The sequence below is a fragment of the Alishewanella sp. HH-ZS genome (genome assembly GCF_001704375.1).
GTDB lineage: Bacteria > Pseudomonadota > Gammaproteobacteria > Enterobacterales > Alteromonadaceae > Alishewanella > Alishewanella aestuarii.
On record NZ_LZEJ01000034.1, the window covers coordinates 26,302 to 51,797 of the forward strand.

22 protein-coding genes are annotated in these 25,496 nt (G+C 52.3%); 10 read left to right on the forward strand and 12 right to left on the reverse strand.

Annotation, left to right across the window (positions count from 1 at the left end; genetic code table 11):
• The first annotated feature begins 59 nt into the window (after window positions 1–59).
• Entirely contained in the window at window positions 60–2,897 is a 2,838-nt protein-coding gene (locus A9165_RS12985; RefSeq protein WP_057786444.1) for a pitrilysin family protein, read from the forward strand.
• A 55-nt stretch (window positions 2,898–2,952) separates the two neighbouring features.
• On the opposite strand, the gene A9165_RS12990 is transcribed toward A9165_RS12985, so the two are convergent.
• Complete coding sequence (locus A9165_RS12990; protein WP_065956203.1) at window positions 2,953–3,198, reverse strand: GNAT family N-acetyltransferase; 246 nt, start codon at window positions 3,196–3,198, stop codon at window positions 2,953–2,955.
• Window positions 3,198–3,464: a hypothetical protein gene (locus A9165_RS12995; RefSeq protein ID WP_065956219.1), complete on the reverse strand. Its 267-nt coding sequence runs from the start codon at window positions 3,462–3,464 to the stop codon at window positions 3,198–3,200. Before A9165_RS12995 ends, A9165_RS12990 begins: the two co-directional genes overlap by 1 nt.
• Window positions 3,465–3,581: 117 nt before the next feature.
• Here A9165_RS12995 and A9165_RS13000 point away from each other — a divergent pair, with 117 nt between their 5' ends.
• The 3 genes from A9165_RS13000 to A9165_RS13010 all read left to right on the forward strand — a co-directional run bounded on the left by A9165_RS13000 (window position 3,582) and on the right by A9165_RS13010 (window position 6,935).
• Window positions 3,582–4,832: an NRAMP family divalent metal transporter gene (locus tag A9165_RS13000; RefSeq protein WP_065956204.1), complete on the forward strand. Its 1,251-nt coding sequence runs from the start codon at window positions 3,582–3,584 to the stop codon at window positions 4,830–4,832.
• A gap of 10 nt (window positions 4,833–4,842) precedes the next feature.
• On the forward strand, window positions 4,843–6,111 hold the full coding sequence (locus A9165_RS13005; RefSeq protein WP_065956205.1) for a cation:proton antiporter: 1,269 nt from the start codon (window positions 4,843–4,845) through the stop codon (window positions 6,109–6,111).
• Between the two features lie 80 nt (window positions 6,112–6,191).
• Window positions 6,192–6,935 carry a hypothetical protein gene (locus tag A9165_RS13010; RefSeq protein ID WP_065956206.1) on the forward strand — a complete coding sequence of 248 codons (744 nt, stop codon included), beginning with the start codon at window positions 6,192–6,194 and terminating at the stop codon, window positions 6,933–6,935.
• An 81-nt stretch (window positions 6,936–7,016) separates the two neighbouring features.
• On the opposite strand, the gene ilvN is transcribed toward A9165_RS13010, so the two are convergent.
• Together ilvN and A9165_RS13020 are read right to left on the reverse strand one after the other, a co-directional pair.
• The gene (gene ilvN / locus A9165_RS13015) at window positions 7,017–7,508 is read right to left on the reverse strand and encodes an acetolactate synthase small subunit (RefSeq protein ID WP_008606421.1); all 492 of its coding nucleotides are present in this window, start codon (window positions 7,506–7,508) and stop codon (window positions 7,017–7,019) included.
• Between the two features lie 2 nt (window positions 7,509–7,510).
• Entirely contained in the window at window positions 7,511–9,253 is a 1,743-nt protein-coding gene (locus A9165_RS13020) for an acetolactate synthase 3 large subunit (RefSeq protein WP_008950521.1), read from the reverse strand.
• A gap of 286 nt (window positions 9,254–9,539) precedes the next feature.
• Between A9165_RS13020 and A9165_RS13025 the strand changes: the two genes are divergently transcribed.
• Window positions 9,540–10,385, forward strand: a complete 846-nt coding sequence (locus A9165_RS13025; RefSeq protein WP_065956207.1) for a tetratricopeptide repeat protein — start codon at window positions 9,540–9,542, stop codon at window positions 10,383–10,385.
• Window positions 10,386–10,394: 9 nt separating this feature from the next.
• Window positions 10,395–11,621: an SAM-dependent methyltransferase gene (locus A9165_RS13030; RefSeq protein WP_065956208.1), complete on the forward strand. Its 1,227-nt coding sequence runs from the start codon at window positions 10,395–10,397 to the stop codon at window positions 11,619–11,621.
• Here the strand turns inward: A9165_RS13030 and A9165_RS13035 are convergent.
• From A9165_RS13035 to speA, 3 genes are all read right to left on the reverse strand, one after another.
• On the reverse strand, window positions 11,592–12,524 hold the full coding sequence (locus A9165_RS13035; RefSeq protein WP_065956209.1) for an acyltransferase: 933 nt from the start codon (window positions 12,522–12,524) through the stop codon (window positions 11,592–11,594). The genes A9165_RS13030 and A9165_RS13035 overlap by 30 nt on opposite strands.
• A 15-nt stretch (window positions 12,525–12,539) precedes the next feature.
• Entirely contained in the window at window positions 12,540–13,433 is an 894-nt protein-coding gene (locus A9165_RS13040; RefSeq protein WP_065956210.1) for an acyltransferase, read from the reverse strand.
• Between the two features lie 89 nt (window positions 13,434–13,522).
• Window positions 13,523–15,409: a biosynthetic arginine decarboxylase gene (gene speA / locus A9165_RS13045; RefSeq protein ID WP_065956211.1), complete on the reverse strand. Its 1,887-nt coding sequence runs from the start codon at window positions 15,407–15,409 to the stop codon at window positions 13,523–13,525.
• 133 nt (window positions 15,410–15,542) lie between these two features.
• On the opposite strand from speA, the gene speE reads away from it, so the two are divergent.
• Window positions 15,543–16,403, forward strand: coding sequence for a polyamine aminopropyltransferase (speE, locus tag A9165_RS13050; RefSeq protein ID WP_065956212.1), 861 nt, complete (start codon window positions 15,543–15,545; stop codon window positions 16,401–16,403).
• A 72-nt stretch (window positions 16,404–16,475) separates the two neighbouring features.
• On the opposite strand, the gene A9165_RS13055 is transcribed toward speE, so the two are convergent.
• Window positions 16,476–17,114: an OmpA family protein gene (locus tag A9165_RS13055; protein WP_008606434.1), complete on the reverse strand. Its 639-nt coding sequence runs from the start codon at window positions 17,112–17,114 to the stop codon at window positions 16,476–16,478.
• A gap of 178 nt (window positions 17,115–17,292) precedes the next feature.
• On the opposite strand from A9165_RS13055, the gene proB reads away from it, so the two are divergent.
• The gene (gene proB, locus A9165_RS13060) at window positions 17,293–18,399 is read left to right on the forward strand and encodes a glutamate 5-kinase (RefSeq protein ID WP_008606435.1); all 1,107 of its coding nucleotides are present in this window, start codon (window positions 17,293–17,295) and stop codon (window positions 18,397–18,399) included.
• A gap of 40 nt (window positions 18,400–18,439) precedes the next feature.
• Window positions 18,440–19,510 carry a glycerol-3-phosphate dehydrogenase/oxidase gene (locus tag A9165_RS13065; protein WP_065956213.1) on the forward strand — a complete coding sequence of 357 codons (1,071 nt, stop codon included), beginning with the start codon at window positions 18,440–18,442 and terminating at the stop codon, window positions 19,508–19,510.
• Window positions 19,511–19,513: 3 nt separating this feature from the next.
• Here the strand turns inward: A9165_RS13065 and argA are convergent, their stop codons facing one another.
• The 4 genes from argA to A9165_RS13085 form a co-directional block, all read right to left on the reverse strand.
• Window positions 19,514–20,833, reverse strand: coding sequence for an amino-acid N-acetyltransferase (gene argA / locus A9165_RS13070; RefSeq protein ID WP_065956220.1), 1,320 nt, complete (start codon window positions 20,831–20,833; stop codon window positions 19,514–19,516).
• A gap of 142 nt (window positions 20,834–20,975) precedes the next feature.
• Window positions 20,976–22,127: a glutathionylspermidine synthase family protein gene (locus A9165_RS13075; protein ID WP_065956214.1), complete on the reverse strand. Its 1,152-nt coding sequence runs from the start codon at window positions 22,125–22,127 to the stop codon at window positions 20,976–20,978.
• Window positions 22,128–22,130: 3 nt separating this feature from the next.
• Window positions 22,131–22,748, reverse strand: a complete 618-nt coding sequence (locus A9165_RS13080; RefSeq protein WP_065956215.1) for a DUF1190 domain-containing protein — start codon at window positions 22,746–22,748, stop codon at window positions 22,131–22,133.
• 22 nt (window positions 22,749–22,770) lie between these two features.
• A complete protein-coding gene (locus A9165_RS13085) occupies window positions 22,771–23,184 on the reverse strand; it encodes a DUF350 domain-containing protein (protein WP_065956216.1) in 414 nt (137 codons plus the stop codon).
• Window positions 23,185–23,382: 198 nt separating this feature from the next.
• Between A9165_RS13085 and A9165_RS13090 the strand changes: the two genes are divergently transcribed.
• On the forward strand, window positions 23,383–25,440 hold the full coding sequence (locus A9165_RS13090) for a M13 family metallopeptidase (RefSeq protein WP_065956217.1): 2,058 nt from the start codon (window positions 23,383–23,385) through the stop codon (window positions 25,438–25,440).
• The last annotated feature ends 56 nt before the right edge of the window (window positions 25,441–25,496 follow it).

Sequence of the window (25,496 nt, forward strand, 5' to 3'; positions counted from 1 at the left end):
TCATTAATAACTCCAGCTGCTTTAATCCATGAACATCCACATCTAATCAGGAGCTTATTTTGAAATATTCCGCCCTCTCGCTCGCCCTGCTAGTGGCGCTCGGCGTAGCTGGTTGCAGCAGCCAACAAGCAACAACCTTACCTGCAGGGGTAAAGTTAGTTGCGGTAAATCCGCAACAGGATGACCGCATTAGTCTGCCGTATAAAAAATATCAGCTGGAAAATGGCTTAACGGTCATTATCCATGAAGATGATTCTGATCCACTGGTGCATGTCGATGTTACCTATCATGTTGGCTCAGCACGCGAAGAGTTGGGCAAATCTGGTTTTGCGCATTTCTTTGAACATATGATGTTTCAGGGCTCGGACAACGTGGGCGCTGAGATGCACTTTAAGTATGTTACCGAAGCGGGTGGTACCCTGAATGGTACTACTAACAGTGATCGCACTAACTATTTCCAGACCGTGCCGGTCAATCAGCTGGAAAAAATGTTGTGGTTAGAATCGGATCGGATGGGTTACTTCCTCGATTCCGTCACCCAGGAAAAGTTTGATATCCAGCTCTCGACGGTGAAAAATGAGCGCGGGCAGCGCGTTGATAATCAGCCTTATGGCCGTTACTTTGAACAATTGCAAGGTGCGCTCTACCCCTATGGGCATCCGTATTCCTGGCCGGTGATTGGTCATATGGATGATTTAAACCGCGCCACTATGCCAGATTTAAAACAGTTCTTCCTGCGTTGGTATGGCCCGAATAATGCGACGCTGACTATCGGCGGCGCGGTTAAGGCCGAAGAAATCCTGCCGATGGTGCAGAAATATTTTGGCACTATTCCGGCCGGCCCGGCGGTAGAAAAAATGGCTAAAGCGCCGGCGAAACTGGATGCGGATCGCTATGTATCGATGGAAGATAATGTCCACCTACCGCTGATTAGTATGACTTTTCCAACGGTCTATGCCGGTCACCCGGACGAGGCACCACTGAATATTCTGGCGGATATTTTGGGCAACGGTAATAACTCATTGTTGTATCAGAGCCTGGTGCGTCCGCAAATTGCGGTTAATGCGTCAGCCGGTCACCGTTGTATGGAATTAGCCTGTACCTTTAGTTTGAGCGCCTTGCCTCATCCGGCTTCAGGTAAAAATCTGGCTGATATTGAACAATTATTAAGGCAAAACTTACAGCAAGTGGCTGAGCGTGGTGTTAAGCCCGAGGATTTGGCTCGGGCTAAAACACGGGTTGAAGCACGCAGTATCTTTGGCTTACAGAGCGTTGCCGGTAAAGTCAGTCAATTGGCCTATAACGAAATTTTCTTTGGTGAACCCGATCGGATAGCTTCGTTACTGGCCAGTTACGAAGCAGTTACAGCAGAAGATGTGATGCGGGTTTATCGGCAGTATGTGCAAAACAGCCCAGCGGTAATCAGTAGTGTGGTACCGCGTGGTAAAACTGAGCTGATTGCCGCCGCCGATAATTTTACTGCCCAGAAGTTTGATCCGGCTAATGCGACTACCGCTGAACCGCTACCAATGCGTTATGCCGCCCACACTTTTGATCGCAAAGTGGTGCCACAGGCCGGCGCTAACCCCGCCATTTTATTACCTGACACCTGGACTACGGTGTTGGACAATGGCATTCAGGTGCTGGGTTCGGTGAGTGATGAAACGCCAACGACGTCGATTCTGTTACGGATCCCGGCGGGTAGCTTCCACAACACAGTGGAGCAAGCCGGGTTGGCATCAATGATGGCGGCACTGTTAAACGAAAGCACCGAGAATTACAGCACGGAACAAATGAGTATGGCGTTGGAATTGCTCGGCAGTTCAGTGTCTTTCAGTGCCTCGGATAATGAGCTGAATGTGTTTATCAGCAGCTTAAGCCGCAACTTGCCACAAACCTTGCAACTGGTGCAGGAAAAACTGCTGCGCCCGGCTTTCAATGCCGAAGATTTTAATCGCATCAAACAACAGCGGTTACAATCTTTAGCTCAGGCTCAGAAGAATGCCAGCTATCTGGCTGAACGTGCAGTCAGCAAGTTGATGTTTGGCGACAGCATTGCCGGACAATCCAGTATGGGGTCTGCTGAAAGTTTGCAAGCGATGACACTGGAGCAGGTAAGCGCGTTTTATCAGACACATGTTAAACCGCAGGGTGCGCAGTTAGTTACGGTATCTGATTTGCCGCAGCCGCAGTTACAATCGCTGTTAGCTGATATGGCCCCGCAGTGGCAGGGGAAAGCACCGGAACTGGCGTTAGCTCTACCGGCACCGGCAATCCAACAGGGTGCGATCTATCTGGTACATAAAGATCAGTCGCCACAGTCAGAAATCCGCATTGTGCGCCGCGCTATGCCACGCGATCTGACCGGTGACTTCTATCGCGCCGGCCTGATGAACTTTACGCTGGGTGGTAACTTTAATAGCCGCATCAATCTGAACTTACGCGAAGACAAAGGCTATACCTATGGTGCGCGCAGCGGTTTTGGTGGTGATCAACAAGTGGGTTTGTTTACTGCCAGTGCCGCAGTTCGTGCTGATGTGACACGTGAGTCAATCGAAGAGTTCTTAAAGGAGCTGAACAACTACCAGCAAAATGGTATGACGGCAGCAGAGTTGAACTTTATGCGCAGTGCGGTCAATCAGTCAGAAGCGCTACGCTATGAAACGCCAAATGCCAAGCTGGGTTTTATGGCGCAGATGCTGGAGTTTAATGTCGGTCCGGAGTTTACCCGCGAGCGCAATCAAATTCTGCAGCAGGCGTCACTTGAGCAGCTAAATGCGTTAGCCAGCCAATATTTGTCGCCGTCTGAGATGGTGATCGTGGTAGTGGGTGAAGCGGATAAACTGAAGCCGGAGTTGGAAAAGTTGCAATTGCCAATTATTGAGCTAAAGCTGTAATTGCTTATCAAAGTGCGTAAAAACGCCGGCTTCAGTCCGGCGTTTTTTATGCAACTTATAAAAAACGTTGTACGTAAGAGCAACTGGCATGAATTTGCAGCCCGTTGTCTTTTGCCCAGCTTAGGGCATGGCGCACCAGCTTTTCGGCCAGGCCTTTGCCGCGAAACTCCGGTGGCACATAGGTATGGCAAAAATCGATGTGTTGGCCGTTTAGCTGATAGTCGAGTAAGGCGCTGGCGTTACCCTCGCTCAGAATAAAGCGCTGGCCGGCACTGTCATGCTGAATATTCAGCTGCTGCATTATTCTTCCTCCAGCCAGGGTGTGGCGGGCAACAAGGCTAAATGCGCCACATAACGTTCCAGATTAAAGCTTTCCTGACGTTCAATTACCGCATACATTTCCGGTGCCAGAGCGCAGGCCATCAGTTCCAGCGCTTCTTCACGGCTATGGCCGGTCATCCGCAGCCGCATTAGGGTTGCCGTCACTTCTTTGGGGTAATTGTCGGCGAGCTGGTTTTCCAGCACTTCAAACAGGGTACTCTGGTCAATAAAGTCGTCGTCTTGCATTAGGTTAGCCTTAGCTGAAAACAAAAAATAGTGATAAAAGCCCAAGCCGGGCTACTGCTTTGGTGTGTTGCTTAGGCTAAGCTAGCCCTCACTAAATAACAATCAAAAATCCGTATTATGCAGCAAGTTGTTTCACACTGGCGTTACCGGCTGCAAAGCCTGGGGCCTGGTATTCTTATGGCTACCGCCGCTATTGGTGGCTCGCATTTGGTGGCATCAACCCAGGCGGGCGCGCTCTTTGGCTGGCAACTGCTGTGGCTGATCCTGCTGGTAAACCTGCTGAAGTATCCGTTTTTCCGCTTTGGGGTACAGTATACGCTGGAGCAAAACGAAAGTTTGGTCGAAGGCTATTTGCGCAAAGGCCGTGGTTACTTTTACAGCTTTGTGTTGCTTAATATGCTGGCCGCGGTGGTAAACACTGCCGGGGTACTGATCCTGACGGCAGCCCTACTGCAATATGCCTTACCCTGGCACTTATCGTTAACACTATTGTGTTGGCTGATTCTGGCCAGTTGCCTGGCGATTCTGCTGCTCGGACATTACCGGGCACTGGATCAGGTGGCCAAGCTGATTATGCTGCTGTTAACGCTGACCACGCTGCTGGCCGCCGCTATTGCCGTTAGCAAAGGCGCGGCGGCGCCAGCCGATTTTCAGGGGCCCTCACCCTGGCAACTGGCAATGCTGGGGTTTTTAGTGGCGCTGATGGGCTGGATGCCGGCGCCGATTGAGATTTCGGCGATCAGTTCGCTGTGGCTGAAAGCCAAACTACGACAACAGCCCCTGACCCGGGCGCAGGGCCTGTTTGATTTTAATCTGGGTTATTGGTTAACAGCCGCTCTGGCGCTGGTATTTGTGGCTTTGGGTGCCCTGGTGCAATATGGCAGTGACCAGCCGATAGCGCTGGCCGGCGCGGCCTTTGCCCAGCAATTGGTTGAAATGTATGGTCAAACCATCGGCGCCTGGGCCAAGCCGCTGGTTTCACTGATCGCTTTTCTCTGTATGTTCGGCACCACCCTGACCGTATTAGATGGGTATGCCCGCACCTTGCATGAGTCAGGACGACTGCTGGGCTGGTATCGAGCTGATAACCGGCGGGTGCTGTCGGTCTGTTTGCTGCTGCAGGCCCTGGCAGGAATGGCCCTGATCCTGTTTTTCCGCTCGGCGTTATCGCCGATGTTGACCTTTGCCATGACGTTGGCGTTTTTAACAACGCCAATCTTTGCCTGGCTGAACTTTAGTTTACTGCGCGGTAACACAGCACGGCCACTGGCACCCTGGCTACAGGTGCTTAGCTGGTTGGGATTAGCCTATTTGTTTGGCTTTGCCGTACTTTATCTGGCCTGGTATTCAGGTGTGCTTAATTCCTAATGGAGTAACTATGGCCTGGTGGCAATTAGTTGGCTTGTTTTTAATACAGCTGATGTTGATTCTGTTGGCGGCGCAGCTGTTCGGTCGGCTGGCCAGATATGTAGGCCAGCCGAAAGTTGTTGGCGAGATGATTGCCGGCGTGACTCTGGGCCCGTCCTTATTGGGTTGGTGGTTGCCGGAGTTACAACAGGCGATCTTTATTCCGGAAACTCGCAGCTGGCTGTATTTCGGCGCCCAACTTGGCGTTGGGCTCTATATGTTTTTGGTCGGTCTGGAGTTTAATACCCGACTGTTCCGGCAGCAGGCACAGAGTGCGTTAACCGTGTCGCTGGCGGGCATGTTAGTGCCCTTTGCCGTCGCGGCTTTGTTAGCGCTCTGGTTATTACCTATGCCTGGTTTGTTTGCGCCCGGCATCAGCTATGCCAATGCGGCTCTTTTTCTTGGTGCTGCTATTGCCATTACGGCCTTTCCGATGCTGGCACGGATTATTTATGAGCGGGGCCTCGCCGGCACTAAACTGGGTACTCTGGCGCTGGCGGCCGGCGCTATCGACGATGCGGCAGCCTGGCTGGTCCTGGCGCTGGTATTGGCCAGTTTCGGTGGCGGTAGTGAGCTGCTGATTAAAGCGCTGCTGGGTGGTAGCCTCTATGCTTGGTTAATGCTGACCAAAATGCGGCTCTGGTTGCAACCGCTGGCGGATCGGGTGGCGCTAACGGAGCAATTGGCGGCCTGGCAATTTGTGCTGATCCTGCTGTTGTTCGCATTGTCGGCCTGGAGTATGGATTTTGTTGGCTTACATGCGGTCTTTGGTGGCTTTTTGCTGGGTGTGGCGATGCCACGCGGTACCCTGGTGAGCGTGCTGCAACGACGGCTGGAGAAGCCGGTGTTACTGCTGCTGTTACCGATGTTTTTTACCTATTCCGGGCTAAATACCCGGCTGGATGTGCTGGGCGCTGGTGGCCTGTGGTTGGTGACATTGGTTGTATTGGCGTGTTCCATTCTGGCCAAATTTGTTGCCTGCTGGGCGGCAGCCCGGCTAAAAGGCGCCGATAATCCAACGGCACTGGCGATCGGCGCACTGATGAATGCCCGGGGCCTGATGGAGCTGATTATTATCAATATTGCACTGAGCTATGGCGTGATAGAGCAAGGGCTGTTCTCGATGCTGGTGGTAATGGCGATTGTCACTACGCTGATGGCCGCGCCGCTATTTCAGTTGGTCTATGGACGCTTTCAAACCAAGGCGATCCAGAATAAGCCAGATCAAGCTAAGGTTTAACGCCGGATATTTTTACTCAGGTTGCCGCAGTTCTGGTTGTGTTGGTTATACTGACGTAAAGACAGAGAGGGGAAGCGGCGATGTTAGTACAAGCAGTACGCTGGATATTGGGTGTGGTGCTGGCTTTGTTGATAGCTGCTGCAAGTTGGGCAGCAACAGAACCAGCTCAATCCTCTTTGCAGCTGGTGCTGGGTGAATTGCCGCCATATAACTGTCAGGATCTGGCAACGACGCCGCGTTGTATAAATAATAAAATCGCCGCCAAACTGGCGCATTACAGTGGGCTGGAGATCAGCGTCAGCCTGGCGCCTTACGCCCGTGCTTTGCGGATCTTACAGCAACAGCAGACCGATTTAATGATAGTACTGCAAAATCAGGCGGTGTTGGCGCACGCTGATCCGCTGCTGGCTTTGTACGATGTTGATTTGGTGTTACGGCTGCACCATTCCGCGTCCCGTCTGGCACCACAGGATATCCGTTTGGGTGTGTTGCGAGGCCTTGATCAAGATGTCTATCGTTTGTTACCCGCCTATCGTTATGTCGAGTTATCAGACTATGAACAAGGGGTAGAGATGTTGGCTTTGGGGCGGTTGGATGCCATTTTAGCGCCGGCTGATGCCTTGACGTTTTTACTGCAACGTCATGGCGTTGCATCGCAGATGATGGCAGAGCCTCAGCTACAGGTCCGGCAACAGGTTTGGTTGTATTGCCGCAAGCAGGCGTGCAGTGCCGAGCAACAGCGCCAGCTGCAGCTGGCAGTGCAGCAAATTCTGCCGCACATGCCAGCGATACTGCAGTTGATGCCGATAACTTACTACCAGTAAAACCAGTTGGCCCTGTAGCTTCTTGTCATAACAGTACCGAGCGGGTAAAGCAGTTATATTCTGTAACTGCTCCTCTCTGTTTTATAATGCCAGCGTCTTTTCGCCGCGGGAGATGCCAGAGACGCCGCTGCGCACCACTTCCAGGATCTGGGTACCGCTTAACGCCTGAATAAAGGCATCCAGTTTGTCGCTGGTGCCCACCAGTTGCACGGTGTAAGTAGTGGCAGAGACATCGACGATCTGGCCGCGGAAGATATCGGCACTGCGTTTTACTTCATCCCGTTGCTCGCCGACGGCTTTCACCTTGACCAGCATCAGCTCGCGCTCGATATGGGCAGCCTCGCTCAAATCCGTCAGTTTTACCACTTCAATCAGTTTATGCAGTTGCTTGGTAATTTGCTCGATCACCTGATCATTGCCATGGGTCACCAGCGTTAAACGCGACAGCGTCGGATCTTCTGTCGGCGCCACGGTCAGTGAGTCGATATTATAGCCACGCTGGGCAAACAGGCCGACCAAACGTGCCAGGGCGCCGGATTCGTTTTCCAGTAATACAGAAATAATATGCCGCATGCTTAAGTCCTCTCTGTCTTACTTAAAAACATCTCATTGACCGCACCGCCCGGAATTTGCATCGGATAAACGTGCTCTTTCGGATCGATATGGATATCCAGAAACACCAGCTGATCTTTGAGCTCGACAAAGGCGCGCTGCAGTGCCGGTTGCAACTCTTCCGGTTTGGTGACCCGGATGCCGACGTGGCCATAGGCCTCAGCCAGTTTGATAAAGTCAGGTAACGAGTCCATATAGGAGCTGGCGTAGCGCGACTCATAGTTCATATCCTGCCACTGCTTAACCATGCCCAGATAGCCGTTATTCAGGTTGATAATCTTCACCCCCAAACCATATTGCTTGCAGGTCGACAGCTCCTGAATATTCATCTGAATTGAGCCCTCGCCGGTGACACAGACCACATCCGCCTGCGGGAAATTCAGCTTGACGCCCATCGCTGCCGGTAAACCAAAACCCATGGTGCCAAGGCCGCCGGAGTTGATCCAGCGGTTTGGTTTATTAAATTTGTAGTACTGGGCGGCAAACATCTGATGCTGGCCGACATCACTGCAGACAAAGGCTTCGCCTTTGGTGATCTTGCTGACCTGCTCTATCACATGCTGGGGCTTTAACAGCGCAGAGGTAGTGTCATAGCGGCCACCATGTACAGCGCGCCAGTCATTAATCTGCTGCCACCATTGCTCGAGCGCACTGCTATCCAGCTTTTTCTTTTTCTGCTTCACAGTCGCCAGCATTTCTTCCAGCACTGGCTGTACCAAGCCAACAATAGGGATATGGGCATTGATGGTTTTTGAGATACTGGCCGGGTCAATATCGATATGGATAATGGTGGCATTCGGACAGAATTTTTTGGTGTTGTTAGTGACCCGATCGTCAAAGCGGGCGCCGACCGCCAGGATCAGATCAGCATGATGCATGGCCTGATTCGCCTCGTAGCTGCCATGCATCCCCAGCATACCGATAAACTGCTTGTCCTCACCCGGATAGGCACCCAGCCCCATTAGGGTATTGGTCACCGGCAGGTTCAGGTATTGCGCCAGTTCAGTCAGCTCGGCGGCAGCGCCACCCATAATCACACCGCCGCCAGAGTACAGCACCGGCTTTTTCGCTGCCAACAGCGCGCTAACCGCTTTTTTAATCTGGCCGCTATGGCCTTTTAGTTTTGGCTGATAAGAGCGCAGCTTAATTTCGTCCGGATAATGATACGGAAACTTATTACTCGGAATGGTCATATCTTTCGGGATATCCAGCACCACCGGGCCAGGCCGGCCACTTTGTGCAATATAAAACGCCTTCTTAATCAGGTACGGAATATCCTCGGGGCGGCGCACCGACATATTGTGTTTCACAATAGGGCGGGAAATACCCAGCATATCGGTTTCCTGAAACGCATCTTCACCAATCAGATGGCTCATCACCTGGCCGGTCAGCACCACCATCGGGATTGAGTCCATATAGGCGGTGGCGATACCGGTTACTGCATTAGTGGCACCCGGGCCGGAGGTAACCAGTACCACGCCGGCTTTACCGGTGGCGCGGGCATAGGCATCGGCCATATGGGTCGCGGCCTGTTCGTGGCGCACCAGCACGTGTTTTACTTTATTTTGCTGAAATAACGCATCGTAGATATGCAATACAGCGCCACCGGGATAGCCATAGACGTATTCTACCCCTTCATCGGCCAGCGCACGGATCACCATTGCTGCGCCCGATAACATCTCGGCATGTTTGGATTGGCTTGTCATAGTCAGGTCTCATCATTTTACAGAGGTCAAAGCGCCTGTTTTTTGGGTACAGGACGCTGTTGGCAGCCTAAATGCTACCTTGTGCTACGTGGTTGGCTGAACGGTATTGGCGAACCTTACCGGCGCTTTAGTGGTTAGCTCTGAGGCTTTTATAGTGCGCCTGATTAATTTACGGTAATGGCCGCGGAAAGTCGATGCCTTTTTCATGCTTTTAGACTTCTTTACTGCTTTGAAAAGCGGCACGTCGCCACCATAGTACAGGGAGTTAAAGCTAAGGAAGTGAAGTATGCAAAACCCTATTGTTGACGTCAGCCTGATCAATGCCCGCGAAGTGCTAGACCGTTCGTTACAGCAACTGGTGATCTTCCAGTTCTGGTCGGCGCGCAGTGCGCTTTGTCAGCAGTTAAGTCCGGTATTGGAAAAAATTGTCCGCCAGTACCCACAGCAATTGTGTCTGGCCAAAGTAAATTGCGATCAGGAGCAGGACTTGGCGATGCAGTTTGGTGTGCAATCACTGCCTACCGTCATGCTGATTAAAGATGGCCGGCCGGTCGATGGTTTTGCCGGTGCTGAGACCGAGCAGCAAATTCTGACCCGGCTGGCGGCCTATTTGCCAAAACCGGAAGATGAGCTGATTGCCACGGCCCAGCAATATTTGGCACAGCAGCAACTCGCTGAAGCTTATCCGCTGCTGGCCGAAGCGCTGACGCTGGCGCCAGAGCGGGTGGAAGTTAAACTCTGGTTAGCCGATACCGCTATTGGCCTTGGCCAGTTAACCCAGGCTGAAAAGCTGCTGGCTGAAGTGCGGCTGGCCGATCAGGACGCCTTATATAAAACCGTACTGGCCAAGCTGGAGTTGGCGCAGCAGGCCAGCAATACCCCGGAGATCCAGGCGCTGGAAGCCCGGCTGGCAGCAGCACCGGCAGATAACAGTTTAAAAGAGCAATTAGCTGTGCAGTACCAGGCCGTATTGCGCTCAGAAGAGGCATTGGCGTTGCTGCTGCAGATTCTGCAGCAGGACCTGAACTTTGGACAAAGCAAAAAGCTGTTTTTAGATATCCTGGCGGCCTTGCCTAAGGGCGATCCGCTGGCCAGCCAGTACCGGCGTAAACTCTATGCGCTGCTGTACTAAGGCCGATTTTTGAGTGTCTTTGCCTGCAGTGGCGCTGAGCTAGACACGCTGTTTAGCCAGGTTGCTGCTGTGCTTAACCGCTATCAGCGCTATTGGCAGTTACAGCCGATGGCGCGCTCTGCCTTACCCTTTGACGCTGCATTGAACAGCCTGCTGCAGAGCTTATCGCTTACCGAGCTGGCGACACTGGAAGATAACCCAGAGCAGCAACAACAGCGGTTTGGCACCTTTTTCCCCGAACTCTTTGCGCTACCGGCGACCAAGCAGGTTGAGCCGGCAGAGGCCTTACCCGAGTGGCCATTTTGGCTCACCAATGGTATTGGCGGGCGTAAACTCTCGCAAATTCAGCATTTTTGTCAGCAGCTCGCCCCATCCGAGCTGCCGCTGTTGGAATGGTGTGCCGGCAAAGGCCATCTGGGGCGGCTACTGGCGGCGCAGGGCCGGCAGGTGACCAGTATTGAATGGCAGGCCGAACTGTGCCGGCAGGGCGAGGCACTGGCAGCACAATTTCAGTTGCCGCAGCGCTTTGTCTGTGCCGATGTGTTGACGCCGGCGGGACGGGCAGTGCTGTCGCCGCAGCAACAACTGGTCGCTTTACATGCCTGTGGTGATTTACATCTGCAGTTAATAAAACATGCCGTTGCCGTCGGCACGCACGCCTTACAGCTGGCGCCTTGTTGTTACCATCTGATTGCCGCTGAACATTATCAACCGTTATCGACGCTGGCGCAGCAGCATAATCTGCAGCTGAGCCGACAGGATCTGAAACTGGCGGTACAGGCGCAGGTTACCGGCGGTGAACGGGTCGCGCGGCTGCGGCAAACCGAAGTCAGCTGGCGTCTGGCGTATCAGTTATTGCGCACTGAACTGACGGCTGATGCCCGCTATCAGCCGCTGCCATCTTTACCTAAGCACTGGTTTAGCGGTGACTTTAGCGCTTTTCTGGCCTATGCAGCGCAGCTGCAACAACTGTTATTACCGGCGGTTATCGATAATAACGCTTTGCTGGCGAGGGCTGACGAAGCTTATCTACAACTGCAACGTATTGATGCGGTGCGGCATCTGTTTCGCCGGCCGCTAGAGCTATATCTGGTACTGGATCGGGCGTTGTACCTGCAACAACAGGGTTATCAGGTACAGCTGTCGGTGTTTTGTGCTTATCAGATCACGCCGCGAAACTTTTTAATCCGGGCCTGGCGTGATACGTCAGCTTTGGCTGACCGGTGTAGCCTGTAAGCTGCGTTGGCTCTGCTTCAGATAGCACTCAATTTGCTGATCTTTACGCTGCCAGCGCTGATTCAGCCACTGCTGGAAGTTATCGCGAAATACCGGATCATTAAAATAATCACCAATGACTGCGGCATCAACCGGCAGGATCTCGGCCTGGATCACCACCCGTTTTAACCGTCCCATCAACATATCCATGGCAATATGCTGGCTGTTATCCGGGTAAATCAGCGTGACGTCCAGGATAGCATTAAACTGCTCGCCCATACTGGCCAGTGTAAAGGCGATACCACCGGCTTTGGGTGGCAGTAAATGGGTAAAGGGGCTGTTTTTCGCGCGCTGTTTTTCTGGTGTACAACGGCTGCCTTCCACAAAGTTGATAATAGTCGTCGGTGTATGCACAAACTTAGCACAGCTGTTACGGGTAGTTTCGATGTCCTTGCCTTTAAGTTCAGGATGTTTGGCCAAAGTCGCGGCGCTATAGCGTTTCATATAGGGCATATCCAGCGCCCAGCAGCCGGTGCCAAGGAAGGGCACCCACTTTAACTCATCTTTTAAAAAGAATTTTGGCTCCGGGATCAGGTGATAAGCAAAGGTACTGACCACCGGAATGTCAACCCAGCTCTTATGGTTGGCGATCAGCAAATACCAGCTGTCTTTATCCAACTGCTGCTGACCACTGATTTGCCAGTCGACATTATTAAACAGGTTAATTAAAAAGGTGTTCACCGCCGTCCAGCCGCGGTAGCAGCGCCGGCCCAGAGCGGCAATCAGCCGGTGCGCAGCTTTAAAAGGTAACAGCAGTTTCAGGATGCCAAGCGGGGTAACCACTATGCCCCAGAATGCCAGATTTAACGCAAATAAACTAAAGCTGATCGGTAACAGTAAAAATCCGGGTAAAAAGCTTAGCATCGCTGACACACTCCGTTATTTGCCTGCGCTTGTCTCTAGCCTGGCCAGTTGCTGGTCTTTCTCTAACCATAACTGGTTAAGCCACTGCTGAAAGCGCTCACGATACGCCTGATCGTGGTAGTCACCTATTAACTCTTTCGCAATAGGTAGTACCTTAATATTGACTGTTATAGCATGAACCTTGCCGGAAATATAATCCCAAAATGTTGGAATGCCGCCTGGATAGTGAATGGTCACATCCAGCAGTTTGTGTAGCTGCTCACCCATTGCGCCCAGCACAAAGGCGGTACCGCCAGCCTTGGGTTTTAACAAATGCCGGAACGGCGACTGCTGGCGGTCGTGCTTATCACGGGTAAAGCGGGTGCCTTCAACAAAGTTCATAATCGACACTGGCTTAAAGCGGAATTTAGCACAGGCTTTGCGCGTGGTTTCGATATCTTTGCCCTGTAGTTCCGGACGTTTTTGCAGTAATTGTTTGCTGTAGCGCTTCATAAAGGGGAAGTCCAGTGCCCACCAGGCCAGGCCCATAAAGGGCACATACAGCAGTTCTTTTTTCAGGAAGAATTTAATAAAGGGGATCTTGCGGTTAAAAATATTCTGCAGAATTAAAATGTCGGCCCAGGATTGATGGTTGGCGATAATCAAATACCAGTCTTTACGCGACAGTTTTTCCAGTCCTTCAACCCGCCACTTGATCGAGGTAAAAATACGGGTCGTCAGGTTATTAACACTGATCCAGGCTACTGCCATCGCATCCAGCAGATAGGTCATCCAGGCTTGCCAGCGTTGGATCGGAAGGAGTTTTAGAATCGCCAATAACATAATGGGTACAAACCAAAATAAGGTATTGACGACATACAGCAGAAAGGAAAGCGACCCCTTTATCGGGTGCGGTAACCAATTTAACATAAGGCACTTATCTCATTTTCAGGTGGCAATACCACCGGCTAAATGGGGAGGTGTAAGTGGTTACACCTCCGATCAGTGCCTATTCTAGCTTAATCTTCGAAGTAGGTGTAACCATAAACGCCGGCTTTCAGTTCATCCAGCAGCTCATCTTTACGTTCGTCCTGCAAATCCAGTTTAGCCAGTTGTTTGGTGTAAGAGGCAATCAGCTTTTTGGCATCAAACTGTACATAGCGCAACACATCGGCTACCGTATCACCCTTGATAATATTGGTCAGCTTATAACTGCCATCTTCGGTCAGTTCGACATGCACTGAATCGGTATCACCAAACAGGTTGTGCAGATCACCCAGAATTTCCTGATAGGCGCCAACCATAAACATGCCAAGCAGATATTGCTGATCGTCTTTGTATTCCGGCAGTGGCAGGCTGGATTCGATACCATTGCCATCCGCATAGCTTTTCAGCATGCCGTCTGAGTCACAGGTAATGTCCTGAATAATGGCGCGGTGATTCAGTGGCTCCGTCATCCGCTCCAGCGGCATTACCGGGAACAGCTGATCAATACCCCAGGCATCCGGCATGGACTGGAACAGCGAGAAGTTAACGAACAGCTTATCGGCCAGTTTTTCGTTTAACTCATCGTGAATCGCGCGGTGCGAGCGGGCATTCAGATCCAGATTCGCCCGTACCTTATTAATGGTGGCAAAGTACAGCTGCTCTAACAGCGACCAATCTTGTAACGTCAGCAGGCCATGCACATACTGGGCATGGGCATCGGTAAAGTAGTGTACAGCATCATGATAGGACTCGACGGCACTACGTGGCGTTACATTCTTGTAGGCATCCCACATCCCTAAAATGACCGTCGGCGCATCTTCGCTCGGCTCCGGCAGATTCACTAAACCAGGCGCCCGCTCGATATCGATGGCATCGGTTACCAGTACCGCATGGTGTGCGGTCATCGCCCGGCCAGACTCGGTAATAATATTCGGATGTGGTAAGTCGTACTCGTCACAAACTTCTTTTAAACCATTAACCACGTTACGGGCATATTCATACATGGTGTAGTTCATCGAGCAGGCTGAGCGTGATTTCGAGCCTTCGTAATCGACTCCTAAACCGCCGCCGACGTCTACCGTGGTAATAGGCACGCCGAGGGTACGCAGTTCAGCGTAATGACGGGCACATTCGCGGATCGCATTGTGGATATCGCGGATATTGGCAATTTGCGAGCCGATATGGAAGTGCACCAGCTGCAGCAGGTCTAACTTGCCGGCATCACGCAGAATATCGATAGCTTGCAGTACCTGGGTGGCGGTGAGGCCAAATTTACCTTTTTCACCACCGGTATTTTGCCATTTGCCTTTGCCGACCGAGTTTAAGCGAATACGGATCCCGATCCGTGGCGCCGCACCCAGATTATCGATTTCGCGTAGCAAGGTTTTCAGCTCTGACAGCTTTTCAACAACCACATAGACCGTATGGCCCATCATCTGACCAATAGTCGCCAGGCGCAGGAATTCGCTATCTTTATAGCCGTTACAGACGATTTGCAGTGGCTGCTCGGTTACGCCAAGGATTGCCATCAGCTCCGGCTTACTACCGGCTTCCAGGCCAACTTTGCCGCTATCATGGCTAATCAGGCGTTTAACTACTGAGAATTGCTGGTTTACCTTGATTGGATATACCGCAGTGTATTGGCCCTGATATTCTTTTTCGGCTTTGGCGCGTTGGAAAGACTTAATTAAGGTATCTACCCGATGCTGCAGAATATCGGTAAAGCGTACCAATACCGGCAGCGTCAGGCCTTCTTCCTTAAAGCGTTGCGTCAACTCCGGAAAGCTAATACCTGGCTTACTGTGATCCTGATCCGGGTAGGCAATCAGATCACCAGCCTTGTTCACATCAAAATAGCCTTCACTCCACACGGCTACGTTATAGATGGAACGTGCCTTCTCAAAACCCCAGTCTGCCATTGTCTTTCCTCAAAAAAATTAACTGCTATAGTTTAAAGCCATTAGCCGCAAGGTGCAGCAAAAAAGCCGAAAAATTTGTATGTCAGCGCTATCGAAGGCAAAATACGCGCCTTATACGTTGCAGGGGGTAATAATGTCAGTATTTGATGACAAAAAGTGGCTAACCGAGGTGTTTGCCGACAGCGGTAGTGTGTTTGGCTTAGCCATTACCAGGAAACTGGATGAAGTGCAGTCACCCTTTCAGAAAATTGCCATGTATGAAACCACCCATTTTGGCAATCTGATGGTGATTGATGATGTGATCATGCTTAGCAGCCGGGATAACTTCCTGTATCACGAAATGCTCAGTCATCCGGTGCTGTTTACCCATCCGAATCCGAAGAATGTGGTGATTATCGGCGGCGGTGACTGCGGTACCCTGCGTGAGGTGTTAAAGCATCCTGGCGTAGAGCGCGTGACGCAAATCGATATCGATGAGCAGGTGACCCGGATGGCAGAAAAGTACTTCCCGGAGCTGTGCGCGTCAAACAATGACCCGCGCGCGACACTTAAGTTTGAAGACGGTATTAAATTTATGCGCGAAGCTGCGCCGGGTTCTATCGATGTGATTATTGTCGATTCGACTGATCCTATTGGCCCGGGCGAAGGCCTGTTTAACCGCGCCTTTTATACCAGCTGTGTGGCGGCATTAGCTACCGACGGTATTCTGGTACAACAAAGTGAGTCACCGCTGATCCATATGCCGCTGTTAAAAGCGATGCGTCAGGCAATGAGCGATGCCGGCTTTGCCAGCCTGCAAACACTAAACTTCCCGCAAATGGTATATCCATCGGGTTGGTGGACCTGTACGCTGGCGAAGAAAAACGGTGAATTTAACGGTTTCCGCGAAGCCGATGCGGCGGCTGCGCCCTTTAGTACCGAGTACTACAATGTCGAGGTGCATCAGGCGGCCGGCGCCCTGCCAAATTTTGTAAAAAAAGCCTTTGCTGAATAGTCAGCTGTAAAATAGACAGCTGTAAAACACAACGCCCGGCTTAGCCGGGCGTTGTGTCTTTAGCACAAGAAATTACTCGACGATCGGTTCGATATGCACTTCTACCCGGCGGTTGCGCGCGCGGTTGGCTTCTGAGTTATTCTGAAACGCCGGCCGGTCCGGGCCATAACCGATGGTTTCAATGCGGATCGGTTGCACACCCTGCGCTACCAGATAGCTTTGCACGGACTCCGCCCGGGCGCGTGACAGGTTCATATTAAACTGATACGGACCGGTATCATCAGTATGACCGGCGACTACCACCATGGTTTTCGGATACTCACGTAAGACCTTGGCGATATCGTTTAACGCCGGATACAGGCTGGGACGAATATCAGAGCGGTTAATATCAAAAGTCAGTTGCGCCGGAATATCCAGCACTAAACGGTCACCGTCGCGTTGTACGCCCACACCTGAACCTTTTAGCTCTTCGCGCAGCGCCTTTTCCTGGTTATCCATATAGCTGCCTACGGCCGCACCGGCCAAAGCGCCGACCGCGGCACCAATAACCACCCTTTTGTTTTTATGGTTGCCAGTTGCTTTACCTGCTATAGCACCGGCTACCGCACCGATGGCCGCACCGCGGGTGGTATTTTGGTTATCGGTAGTGGCACAGCCGGCCAATACCAGGCTGCCAGACATCACGGCTACTAGTGCAACTTTTGCTTTCATCTTGTTTCTCCATTACGCAATTGGCGCTAAGTATATAGCAGTTTAGGTTAAGGGTATGAATGATTGCTGAATTTGCGGATTCGCTGAAAGAAATAGCGTTAGACATATAGACTGCCAAAGATTAAGCTTTGGACCAGCAGAATAACCCAAAGCAGATGTTGGTAAGCAGGTAGCGAAGATGGCGGTATGTGGCTGGAAACGGATCGTTTTAAAAGTAGGCAGTGCGCTGATTGCGCCTAATGCAGCCGGCTGCTCTACCCGGTATTTGTTATCTATCGCCCGCTTTATTGCCGAGTGCCGGGCGGCCGGTACTGAGGTGGTGCTGGTGTCGTCAGGCAGTGTCGCCGCAGGTCGCAATGCCATTAGCTATAAGCAGTTGCCGTTGCCAATTAACGTGAAACAGGCAATGGCGGCAGTGGGGCAGAGTCGGATGATGGCAAGCTGGGCACAATTATTTGATTTTGACTGTGCACAGATCCTGCTGACCCATGACGATTTAAAAGATCGCCGCCGTTATCTGAATATCGATAATACCCTGCGCACTTTGCTGGCGAATCAGGTGCTACCCATTGTTAACGAGAATGATACCGTTGCCACGGTCGAGTTAAAGGTCGGCGATAACGATAATCTGGCGGCGATGGTGGCGATTCTGGCTGATGCTGATGCCTTATTAATCTGCTCGGATATCGACGGCCTCTATACCGCCAACCCACGTACTGAACCTGACGCTGAGCTGGTGCCACAGGTTACGCAAATTACACCACAGATTTATGCGATGGCCGGTGGCAGCCACCATGCTATTGGTACCGGCGGCATGCAGACGAAAATTCAGGCCGCCGATAAAGCAACCCGTGCCGGTATTGATACCCTGATTATCAATGGCCAGAAAGCGGCAACCTTTGATGAATTACTGGCCAACCGGCATTGTGGTACCTTGTTTCAACGACAACAAGAGCGGCTTAGTGCGAAAAAGCACTGGCTGCGACATAGCCTGAAGCCGCACGGTCAACTGGTGATTGACGACGGTGCCGCGCAGGCACTGCTGGCCCGGGGGGCTTCGTTATTGCCTTCCGGCATCAGTGCGGTCAGTGGTGACTTTGATAAAGGCGATGCGGTACTGGTACTTAATATGGCCGGTCAGACGCTGGCGCAGGGTATTAGCCAGTATAGCGCGCTGGAGCTTAGTAAGATCCGTGGCATAAAAAGCCAGCAAATTGATACCATCCTTGGCTATTGCTCCAGTGAAGTTGCTATTCACCGCGACGATCTGGTGCTGCTTAACTAGACTACACTAAGGACGTAGTCAGCAATCGTTGGGGAATATAGTGCAGATTGCGGTAGTCGGTGGTGGCATTAATGGTCTGTGCAGTGCCTGGCAGCTGGCGCTGGCTGGTCATCAGGTTACCTTGTTTGAACGCGACCAGTTAATGCAAGCCACCAGTGTTGCCTCATCCAAACTGTTACATGGCGGCTTACGTTATCTGGAGCAAGGTGAGTTCCGGCTGGTGCGCGAAGCCTTACAGGAGCGGCGCTGGTGGTTAAAAAAGGCACCACAGTTAACCCGTCGCTTACCCATCCTTTATCCCCTCTATCAGCATTCTCAGCGTGCCCGCTGGCAGCTGAAAATCGGACTCTGGTTATACGATAGCTTTGCCGGTAAAAAGGGCATTGGCCGGCATCGCTGGTTAACGGCGGTACAGACGCTACGCTGCTCACCGCAACTAAAAGCCGAAGGTTTATTGGGTGCCTATCTGTTTTTTGATGGCCAGATGGATGATCAAAAGCTTGGCCTCTGGATGGCAGAGCAGTGCCGCAAGGCCGGCGTCAATATTGTAGAGCACAGCCCGGTATTAAAAATTCAGCCAGATGGTGAACTACAGCTCACCGGTGGCAAGCTAAAATTCGCCAGCATTATTAATGTCGCTGGCCCCTGGAGCAGTGCCCTGTTACAACAATCCGGCCTGATGGCGGCACCCCTTGATCTGGTGCGTGGCAGCCATTTGTTACTGCCTGCGATTAGCCGTTATGGCCATATGTTGGAAGTGCCGGGTGAGCGGCGTATCGTGTTTGCTTTGCCTTATCAACAGCAGTGTCTGCTGGGCACGACCGAGGTGCGGCAGCCACTGGATGATCCGGTGCAGTGCTCACCGGCAGAACGTGACTATTTACTTGGGGTATACGCACATTACTTTACGCCAGCGGCCACGCCAGAGCAGCTATTGGGTAGTTTTGCCGGCGTCAGACCTTTATTGGCGGGAAGTGCCGATGCCAGCCGCGCCAGCCGGGAGTATCAGTTTAGCTGGCAGGGGAAGATTTTGACGGTCAGTGGCGGCAAATGGACCACAGCACGGGCACTGGGGCAACAACTGGCGGCTGAGGTCAACCGCCAGTTTTAGCCTTTACAGCTCCAGCGCCAGGATTTTCGAGCGGCGCTGATAGTTATACAGCTGCTTTTTCTGGGCCGGCAGATCATCGACGGTCACCAGTTCAAAGCCTTGCTCCAGGAACCAGTGAATACTGCGGGTGGTCAGGGCGAACAGCCGGCTGTATTTGCGTTGCCGGGCCTGCTGGATCACACTTTTTAGCAGGGTAGTACCACGATCGGCATCGCGGTAATCCGGGTGTACCGCCAAACAGGCAAACTCACCAACATTCTCTTCCGGAAACGGATAGAGCGCGGCACAGCCGATCACCAGACCATCGCGTTCAATCAGCGTAAAGTAGTCGATTTCCATTTCCAGTTGTTCGCGCGAGCGGCGTACCAACAAGCCTTGCTGCTCCAGCGGCCGGATCAGATCCAGAATACCGCCGATATCGCTGATCACTGCACGGCGCAATTTTTCTGCCGATTCGGTGACGATCTGGGTCCCGATACCATCGCGCGAGAACAGCTCCTGTAACAGTGAGCCATCTTCACTGTAACTCACCAGGTGACAACGCGGCACACCAGCACGACAAGCTGTTACTGCAGCCCGTAAGAAGGCCGCTGTACCAATACAGTGATCGTCCTGTTGCTCCATTTCATACAGAATGCTTTCTGCCATATTTGGCATCAATTCTGCTGTAATGTCCCCATTTTCGCCGACGATGCCGCCTACTTCGTTAAAGCCAATCATCTTATCGGCTTTCAGCCGGATCGCGACCTGGGTGGCAATTTCTTCGGCCGTTAGATTAAAACTCTCGCCGGTGACGGAGGCGGCGATCGGCCCCATCAGCACTATGCCGTTATTATCAAGCTGACGGCGGATACCGGCGGTATCGATACGGCGCACCTTACCGCTGTGAAAATAATCGATACCTTCATCAACACCAAGCGGCTGGGCAATGACAAAGTTACCGCTGACCACGTTAATTTGTGCACCCTGCATCGGGGTATTGCTTAAACTCATCGATAAGCGGGCGGTAATATCCAGCTGTAAAGCACCGGCAACCTGTTTAATCAAGCGGAAGGAGTCATCGTCGGTGACCCGGATCCGGTTATGGTATTGTGGCTCCAACCCGGCGTTAAGCAGCGCCTGGTTGATCTGCGGTCGGGCGCCATACACCAGCACGACTTTAATCCCCAAGCTATTTAGCAGGGCAACATCGTTAATAATGCTGCGAATGCCGGGTTGCATAATGGCTTCGCCACCCAGCATCACCACAAAGGTTTTGCCACGGTGGGCGTTGACATAGGGGGCTGACTGGCGGAAACCGCTGACGAGTTCAGTTGTACGCACGGGCGAATATTTTCCTTGCACGGTATACAGATAAGATAAGTCTGGCAGCATTCCGGGAAAACTGCCAGACCAGCACAAAAAGTTGCGCAATTTTAGCAATAAAGTGGTTTTATATCCAATATTGCTGCATAAATATTCCTGTTTAATCCAGAATAATATGCGGTAAGAAACGTGAACTGTCTTTGGTGATCAGGCTGTTATCTTCGCGAATACCGATACCTGCCGCCAGATCACCGACCACCCAGCTGCCAATCAGCGTATAGCTGTCACCAAAGCGTGGCAGCGACGCAAAGGCCTGCCGGATATAGCCGCTGTCGGTATAAGGGCCGCCCTGCTGTAACCGTTCTCCTTGTGGGGTAACCAACTCAACATTGGCGCCCTCCCGCGAGAACAGGGGTTTGCGAACCCAGCCCGGACTAAGTGGTGTTTTGCCATCATCAAAAAAGGCAGGTAGCAGATTCGGATGGCCCTGATACTTTTGCCATAATAACGGCAGAATCCCTTTATTGGAGAGCAGTAACTTCCATAACGGCTCTAAAAAGCGGGTGTCGGAGCTTAAAATGGTGCTGGCGAATTCTTCCTGCAGCATAAACTCCCACGGATAGAGTTTGAACAGACCCAGGATCGGATAGCCTTCCAGATCGACCAGCTGGCCGTCGATATCACCAATCTGCTCCAGCTGGATATAGCGGCTGTCCAGGCCACTTTGCAGCGCAATATCCATCAGATAATCAACAGTGCCCTTGTCTTCCTGACTTTCGGTGACGCTACTGAAATAGAAAGGGCGTGGTAAAGGCAGCTCGGCAAAGGCCTGCTCCAGCTTATCCTGCAGCGAGTTAAACTGATCGGCGCCCTCAGGCAACACCCCACGCATTTGCTGATCTTCCAACCACACCCACTGGAAAAAGCCGGTTTCATACAGCGAGGTCGGCGTGTCGTAGTTCAGCTCCAGCAATTTCGCTGGGCCCTTGCCGTCATAGGCAAAATCCATCCGGCCATACAGGTGCGGCTCGGCACGCTGCCAGCTCTCTTTCACCGCGTCCCAGAACTGCTGCGGGATCCCGAGTTGGCTCAGCTGTTGTTCACTGCTAACGATATCCGGAACCAGTTCTAAGGCCATCTGATGCAGCTGTTCAGTCGGCGCTTCCAGATCATCTTCAATCTGCGCCAGACTGAACTGATAATAAGCCGACTCATCCCAGTAGGGCTCGTTATCAATGGTATGAAACTGAAAGCCAACACTTTCAGCAAAAGCCTGCCAGCCCGGGCGAGGTGCGATCGTAACCTTTTTCATTGTTTAGCCGCCATAGGTGGTTTGCCGCGGCGCAGCTGCTGCGCGTTGCTGTGCCTGAGCACCAAAGCCACCCCGACGGGCCAGGGTGGCAGGTTTGGGTTGTACTGCCGAAGGCCTGACCTGAGTTGGGCCTGGCTGACTGGCCACCGGTGTATTGCCGGCAGTGCGGAAAGTACTTTGATCATCCCGGGCTTTGTACAGAGGTTGGTTTGGTACCGTATTACGGCCACCGGCTGCGGCTGCACTTTGTTGCTGCTGTGGTGCCATACCGCCACGGTTTAGCATCTGTCCGGCTAAAAAGCCCATCATCATCGGCATAAAAAAGCTGCCCTGGGCATGCTGCTCGGGCGCGGTTTCACAGCGACCTGCGCCAAAGTCCGCTTCACATTCCTGCTTATTGGCATACTTAGGTGCTACCTGTGGGTGTAATGCCTGGGCTTCGGCAAAGGCCGCCTGGCACTGAGCCGGTGGATTATAGAAGGCCGCACATTCATCCGGGGTATTAAATACCTGGGCTTCGACCGCTTGTTCGCTGCCACAGCCCTGCAACACCAGGGTTGCGGCCGGCACCATAAAGATCAGCGCCGCTTTGCGGCTGCGCTTAAAAACTTTTTTCTGCATCTTTGGCTCCTTAAATAATGCGCTAGTAGGTCATACAGGCTGCATTGAGCATACCAACACTGATTGAGCAGCCAGCGGAGAAAATACCGGCGGCGATATCACCCTGAGTGATACGTTGTGACAGGTTTTTCAGGGCCAATTGGCTGACAAAAAAGGTCAGCACTTGCACCAGCAGGGCAACCAAACCCCAGATAGCGCAATCGAGTAACGACATGGAATGGGTAATGGCACTGGACAACGGCAGCGCAAAGCCAATCAGGGCTCCGGCAAAGGCGACGGCTGCAGCCGGATTATTGTCGCGGATCAGGCCAAATTCGTCATGGGGTGTTACCCAGCTGTACAGGCGGACAAAGACCAGCACTGACACCACGGCCAGGGCAAAGTAAGCCAGAAAAGACGGTAAGCCCGCCAGTGAAGTTAAAGCGGTATCAAGCATGATAAAACTCCTGCAATAAGAACTGTGTTGATCCTGCGAAAAATTGCTGCCAATTACAAGAAAAACCGTACCTACTGGCGGCAGCACAGGTTACGACCGGCATTTATCGCATCTGGCGGGGCTCATATCCTGTTTCGGCAGCGGTAGCAGAGCAGATTTTCTACACTCGCCACGATAAAACATAATAAGGAACTTCGTATGACAAAACTTTCCGCGTTAGCACTTGGGGTGGCTTTGGCTCTGGGCATTGCAGGTTGCAGCAGTCAGCCGGTGACAGAACAAACTCAGCTCACTCAGGCTGACAGCCAGCGTGCTGGCTTTGAGCTGAACAACTTTGATAAGAGTGTTGCGCCGCAGCAAGACTTTTTTCGATTTGTAAACGGTAACTGGCTGGGTAACACTGAGATCCCGGCTGATAAGGCGCGCTGGGGCAGTTTTGACGAGCTGCGTGAAAACGCCGAAAAGCAAGTGCTGGAAATTATTCAGGAGCTGGCAGCCACTGAGCATCCGAAAAACTCTGACGCCCAGAAAATGGCCGATCTCTACAAGTCATTTTTAAACGAGCCGCTGATTAATACACTGGGCCTGAATCCACTGCGTGGCGATATCGCCCGCATCGAACAGGTTCGCAACCATCAACAGCTGGCTGTGCTATGGGGCGAATTACAGCGCTACCGCTATGGCACCCCGATTGCTGTGTTTGTCGGTCAGGACCAGCGGCAATCTGATCAATATATTACCGGAGCCAGCCAGGGCGGCTTGGGTTTACCGGATCGCGATTATTACCTGAAAGATGACGAACGTTCGCTGCAGTTACTTGGTCAATACCGTGACTTTATCGCCAAATTATGGCAACTGGCTGGCTGGGAGCAGCCAGAACAAGCGGCTGAACAGGTGATTGCGCTGGAAACTCAGCTGGCCAAGGCGCAGTGGAGCCGGATCCAGAACCGGGATCGTAACGCCACCTACAACAAGCTCAGTGTCGCTGAGTTGAGTAAACTGGCGCCGGGTTTTGACTGGCCGGCGTTTTTACAAGCTGCCGAGCTGGGTCAGGTGCAGGAACTGGTGATCCGTCAGCCTTCGTACTTTACGGATTTTGCCAAGCTGCAGGCGCAATTACCGGTAAGCCAGTGGCAGACCTATCTGAAGTTTCACCTGCTGCGCGCCAATGCCGCTAATCTGAGCGAGCCCTTTGTCCAGGCCAGTTTTGATTTCTACGGCAAAACCTTAAGCGGCTTGCAGGAGCAGCGCAGCCGGGAAAAACGCGCCGTTAGTCTGGTCGATAGCAACCTCGGTTTTATGGTCGGCAAAGAATATGTCGCCCGGCATTTCAAACCCGAAGCCAAGGCGCGGATGGATGAAATGATTGAAAATCTGCGTGGCGCCTTTAAAGAGGCCATTAACGAGCTGGAATGGATGAGCGAGGCAACCAAGGTCGAGGCTCAAGCCAAGTTGGCGAAGTTTAATACCAAAATCGGCTACCCGGATGTCTGGCGCGATTACGACTGTTTAACCATTGATGCCAACGATTTAATTGGTAACCTGCGCCGCAGCAGCGAGTGCGAGTATCAGCGGATGGTTAACCGTTTAGGTCAGCCGGTAAACCGGGATGAATGGGGTATGACACCGCAGACGGTGAATGCTTATTACAGCTCAACGATGAACGAAATTGTGTTCCCGGCCGCGATCCTGCAGCCGCCGTTCTTTAACGTCGATGCCGATGATGCGGTGAACTACGGCGCTATCGGTGGCGTTATTGGCCATGAATTTACCCATGGCTTTGATGATCAGGGCCGGCGCTCTGACGGTGATGGTAACCTGCGCGACTGGTGGACGCCGGAAGATGAGCGGCAGTTCCGCGAGCGCGCACAGCGTATGATCGATCAATACAATGCCTTTAATCCGATCGATAACCTGCATCTGCAGGGCGCTTTGGGTCTGGGTGAAAATATTGCCGATCTGGGTGGTTTAACAGTGGCGTTCCGTGCCTATCAAAACTCGATTAAAGATCAACCGCGGCAGACTATCGCCGGCTTTACCCCGGAGCAGCGTTTCTTTATCGGCTGGGCTCAGGTTTGGCGTATTAAGTTCCGTGACGAAGCTTTGCGTCAGCAAGTGATTACCGGGCCGCACTCACCGGGCATGTACCGGGTACTGGGGGTGTTGTCGAATATGCCAGAGTTTTATGAAGCCTTTGATATTAAAGAGGGTGATGGCATGTACCGCAGCGAAGATGTGCGGGTTAAGATCTGGTAAGGTCGCATAACAACGCAAACCCCGGCAGTTGACCTGTCTCTTGATCACAAGTCAGC

Coding starts and splice junctions, on each gene's coding strand:
- A9165_RS12990 (WP_065956203.1), bottom strand. CDS start 3,198: ATGCAGCAGCTGAATATTCAGCATGACAGTGCCGGCCAGCGCTTTATT.
- A9165_RS12995 (WP_065956219.1), bottom strand. CDS start 3,464: ATGCAAGACGACGACTTTATTGACCAGAGTACCCTGTTTGAAGTGCTG.
- A9165_RS13000 (WP_065956204.1), top strand. CDS start 3,582: ATGCAGCAAGTTGTTTCACACTGGCGTTACCGGCTGCAAAGCCTGGGG.
- A9165_RS13005 (WP_065956205.1), top strand. CDS start 4,843: ATGGCCTGGTGGCAATTAGTTGGCTTGTTTTTAATACAGCTGATGTTG.
- A9165_RS13010 (WP_065956206.1), top strand. CDS start 6,192: ATGTTAGTACAAGCAGTACGCTGGATATTGGGTGTGGTGCTGGCTTTG.
- ilvN (WP_008606421.1), bottom strand. CDS start 7,508: ATGCGGCATATTATTTCTGTATTACTGGAAAACGAATCCGGCGCCCTG.
- A9165_RS13020 (WP_008950521.1), bottom strand. CDS start 9,253: ATGACAAGCCAATCCAAACATGCCGAGATGTTATCGGGCGCAGCAATG.
- A9165_RS13025 (WP_065956207.1), top strand. CDS start 9,540: ATGCAAAACCCTATTGTTGACGTCAGCCTGATCAATGCCCGCGAAGTG.
- A9165_RS13035 (WP_065956209.1), bottom strand. CDS start 12,524: ATGCTAAGCTTTTTACCCGGATTTTTACTGTTACCGATCAGCTTTAGT.
- A9165_RS13040 (WP_065956210.1), bottom strand. CDS start 13,433: ATGTTAAATTGGTTACCGCACCCGATAAAGGGGTCGCTTTCCTTTCTG.
- speA (WP_065956211.1), bottom strand. CDS start 15,409: ATGGCAGACTGGGGTTTTGAGAAGGCACGTTCCATCTATAACGTAGCC.
- speE (WP_065956212.1), top strand. CDS start 15,543: ATGTCAGTATTTGATGACAAAAAGTGGCTAACCGAGGTGTTTGCCGAC.
- A9165_RS13055 (WP_008606434.1), bottom strand. CDS start 17,114: ATGAAAGCAAAAGTTGCACTAGTAGCCGTGATGTCTGGCAGCCTGGTA.
- proB (WP_008606435.1), top strand. CDS start 17,293: ATGGCGGTATGTGGCTGGAAACGGATCGTTTTAAAAGTAGGCAGTGCG.
- A9165_RS13075 (WP_065956214.1), bottom strand. CDS start 22,127: ATGAAAAAGGTTACGATCGCACCTCGCCCGGGCTGGCAGGCTTTTGCT.
- A9165_RS13080 (WP_065956215.1), bottom strand. CDS start 22,748: ATGCAGAAAAAAGTTTTTAAGCGCAGCCGCAAAGCGGCGCTGATCTTT.
- A9165_RS13085 (WP_065956216.1), bottom strand. CDS start 23,184: ATGCTTGATACCGCTTTAACTTCACTGGCGGGCTTACCGTCTTTTCTG.
- A9165_RS13090 (WP_065956217.1), top strand. CDS start 23,383: ATGACAAAACTTTCCGCGTTAGCACTTGGGGTGGCTTTGGCTCTGGGC.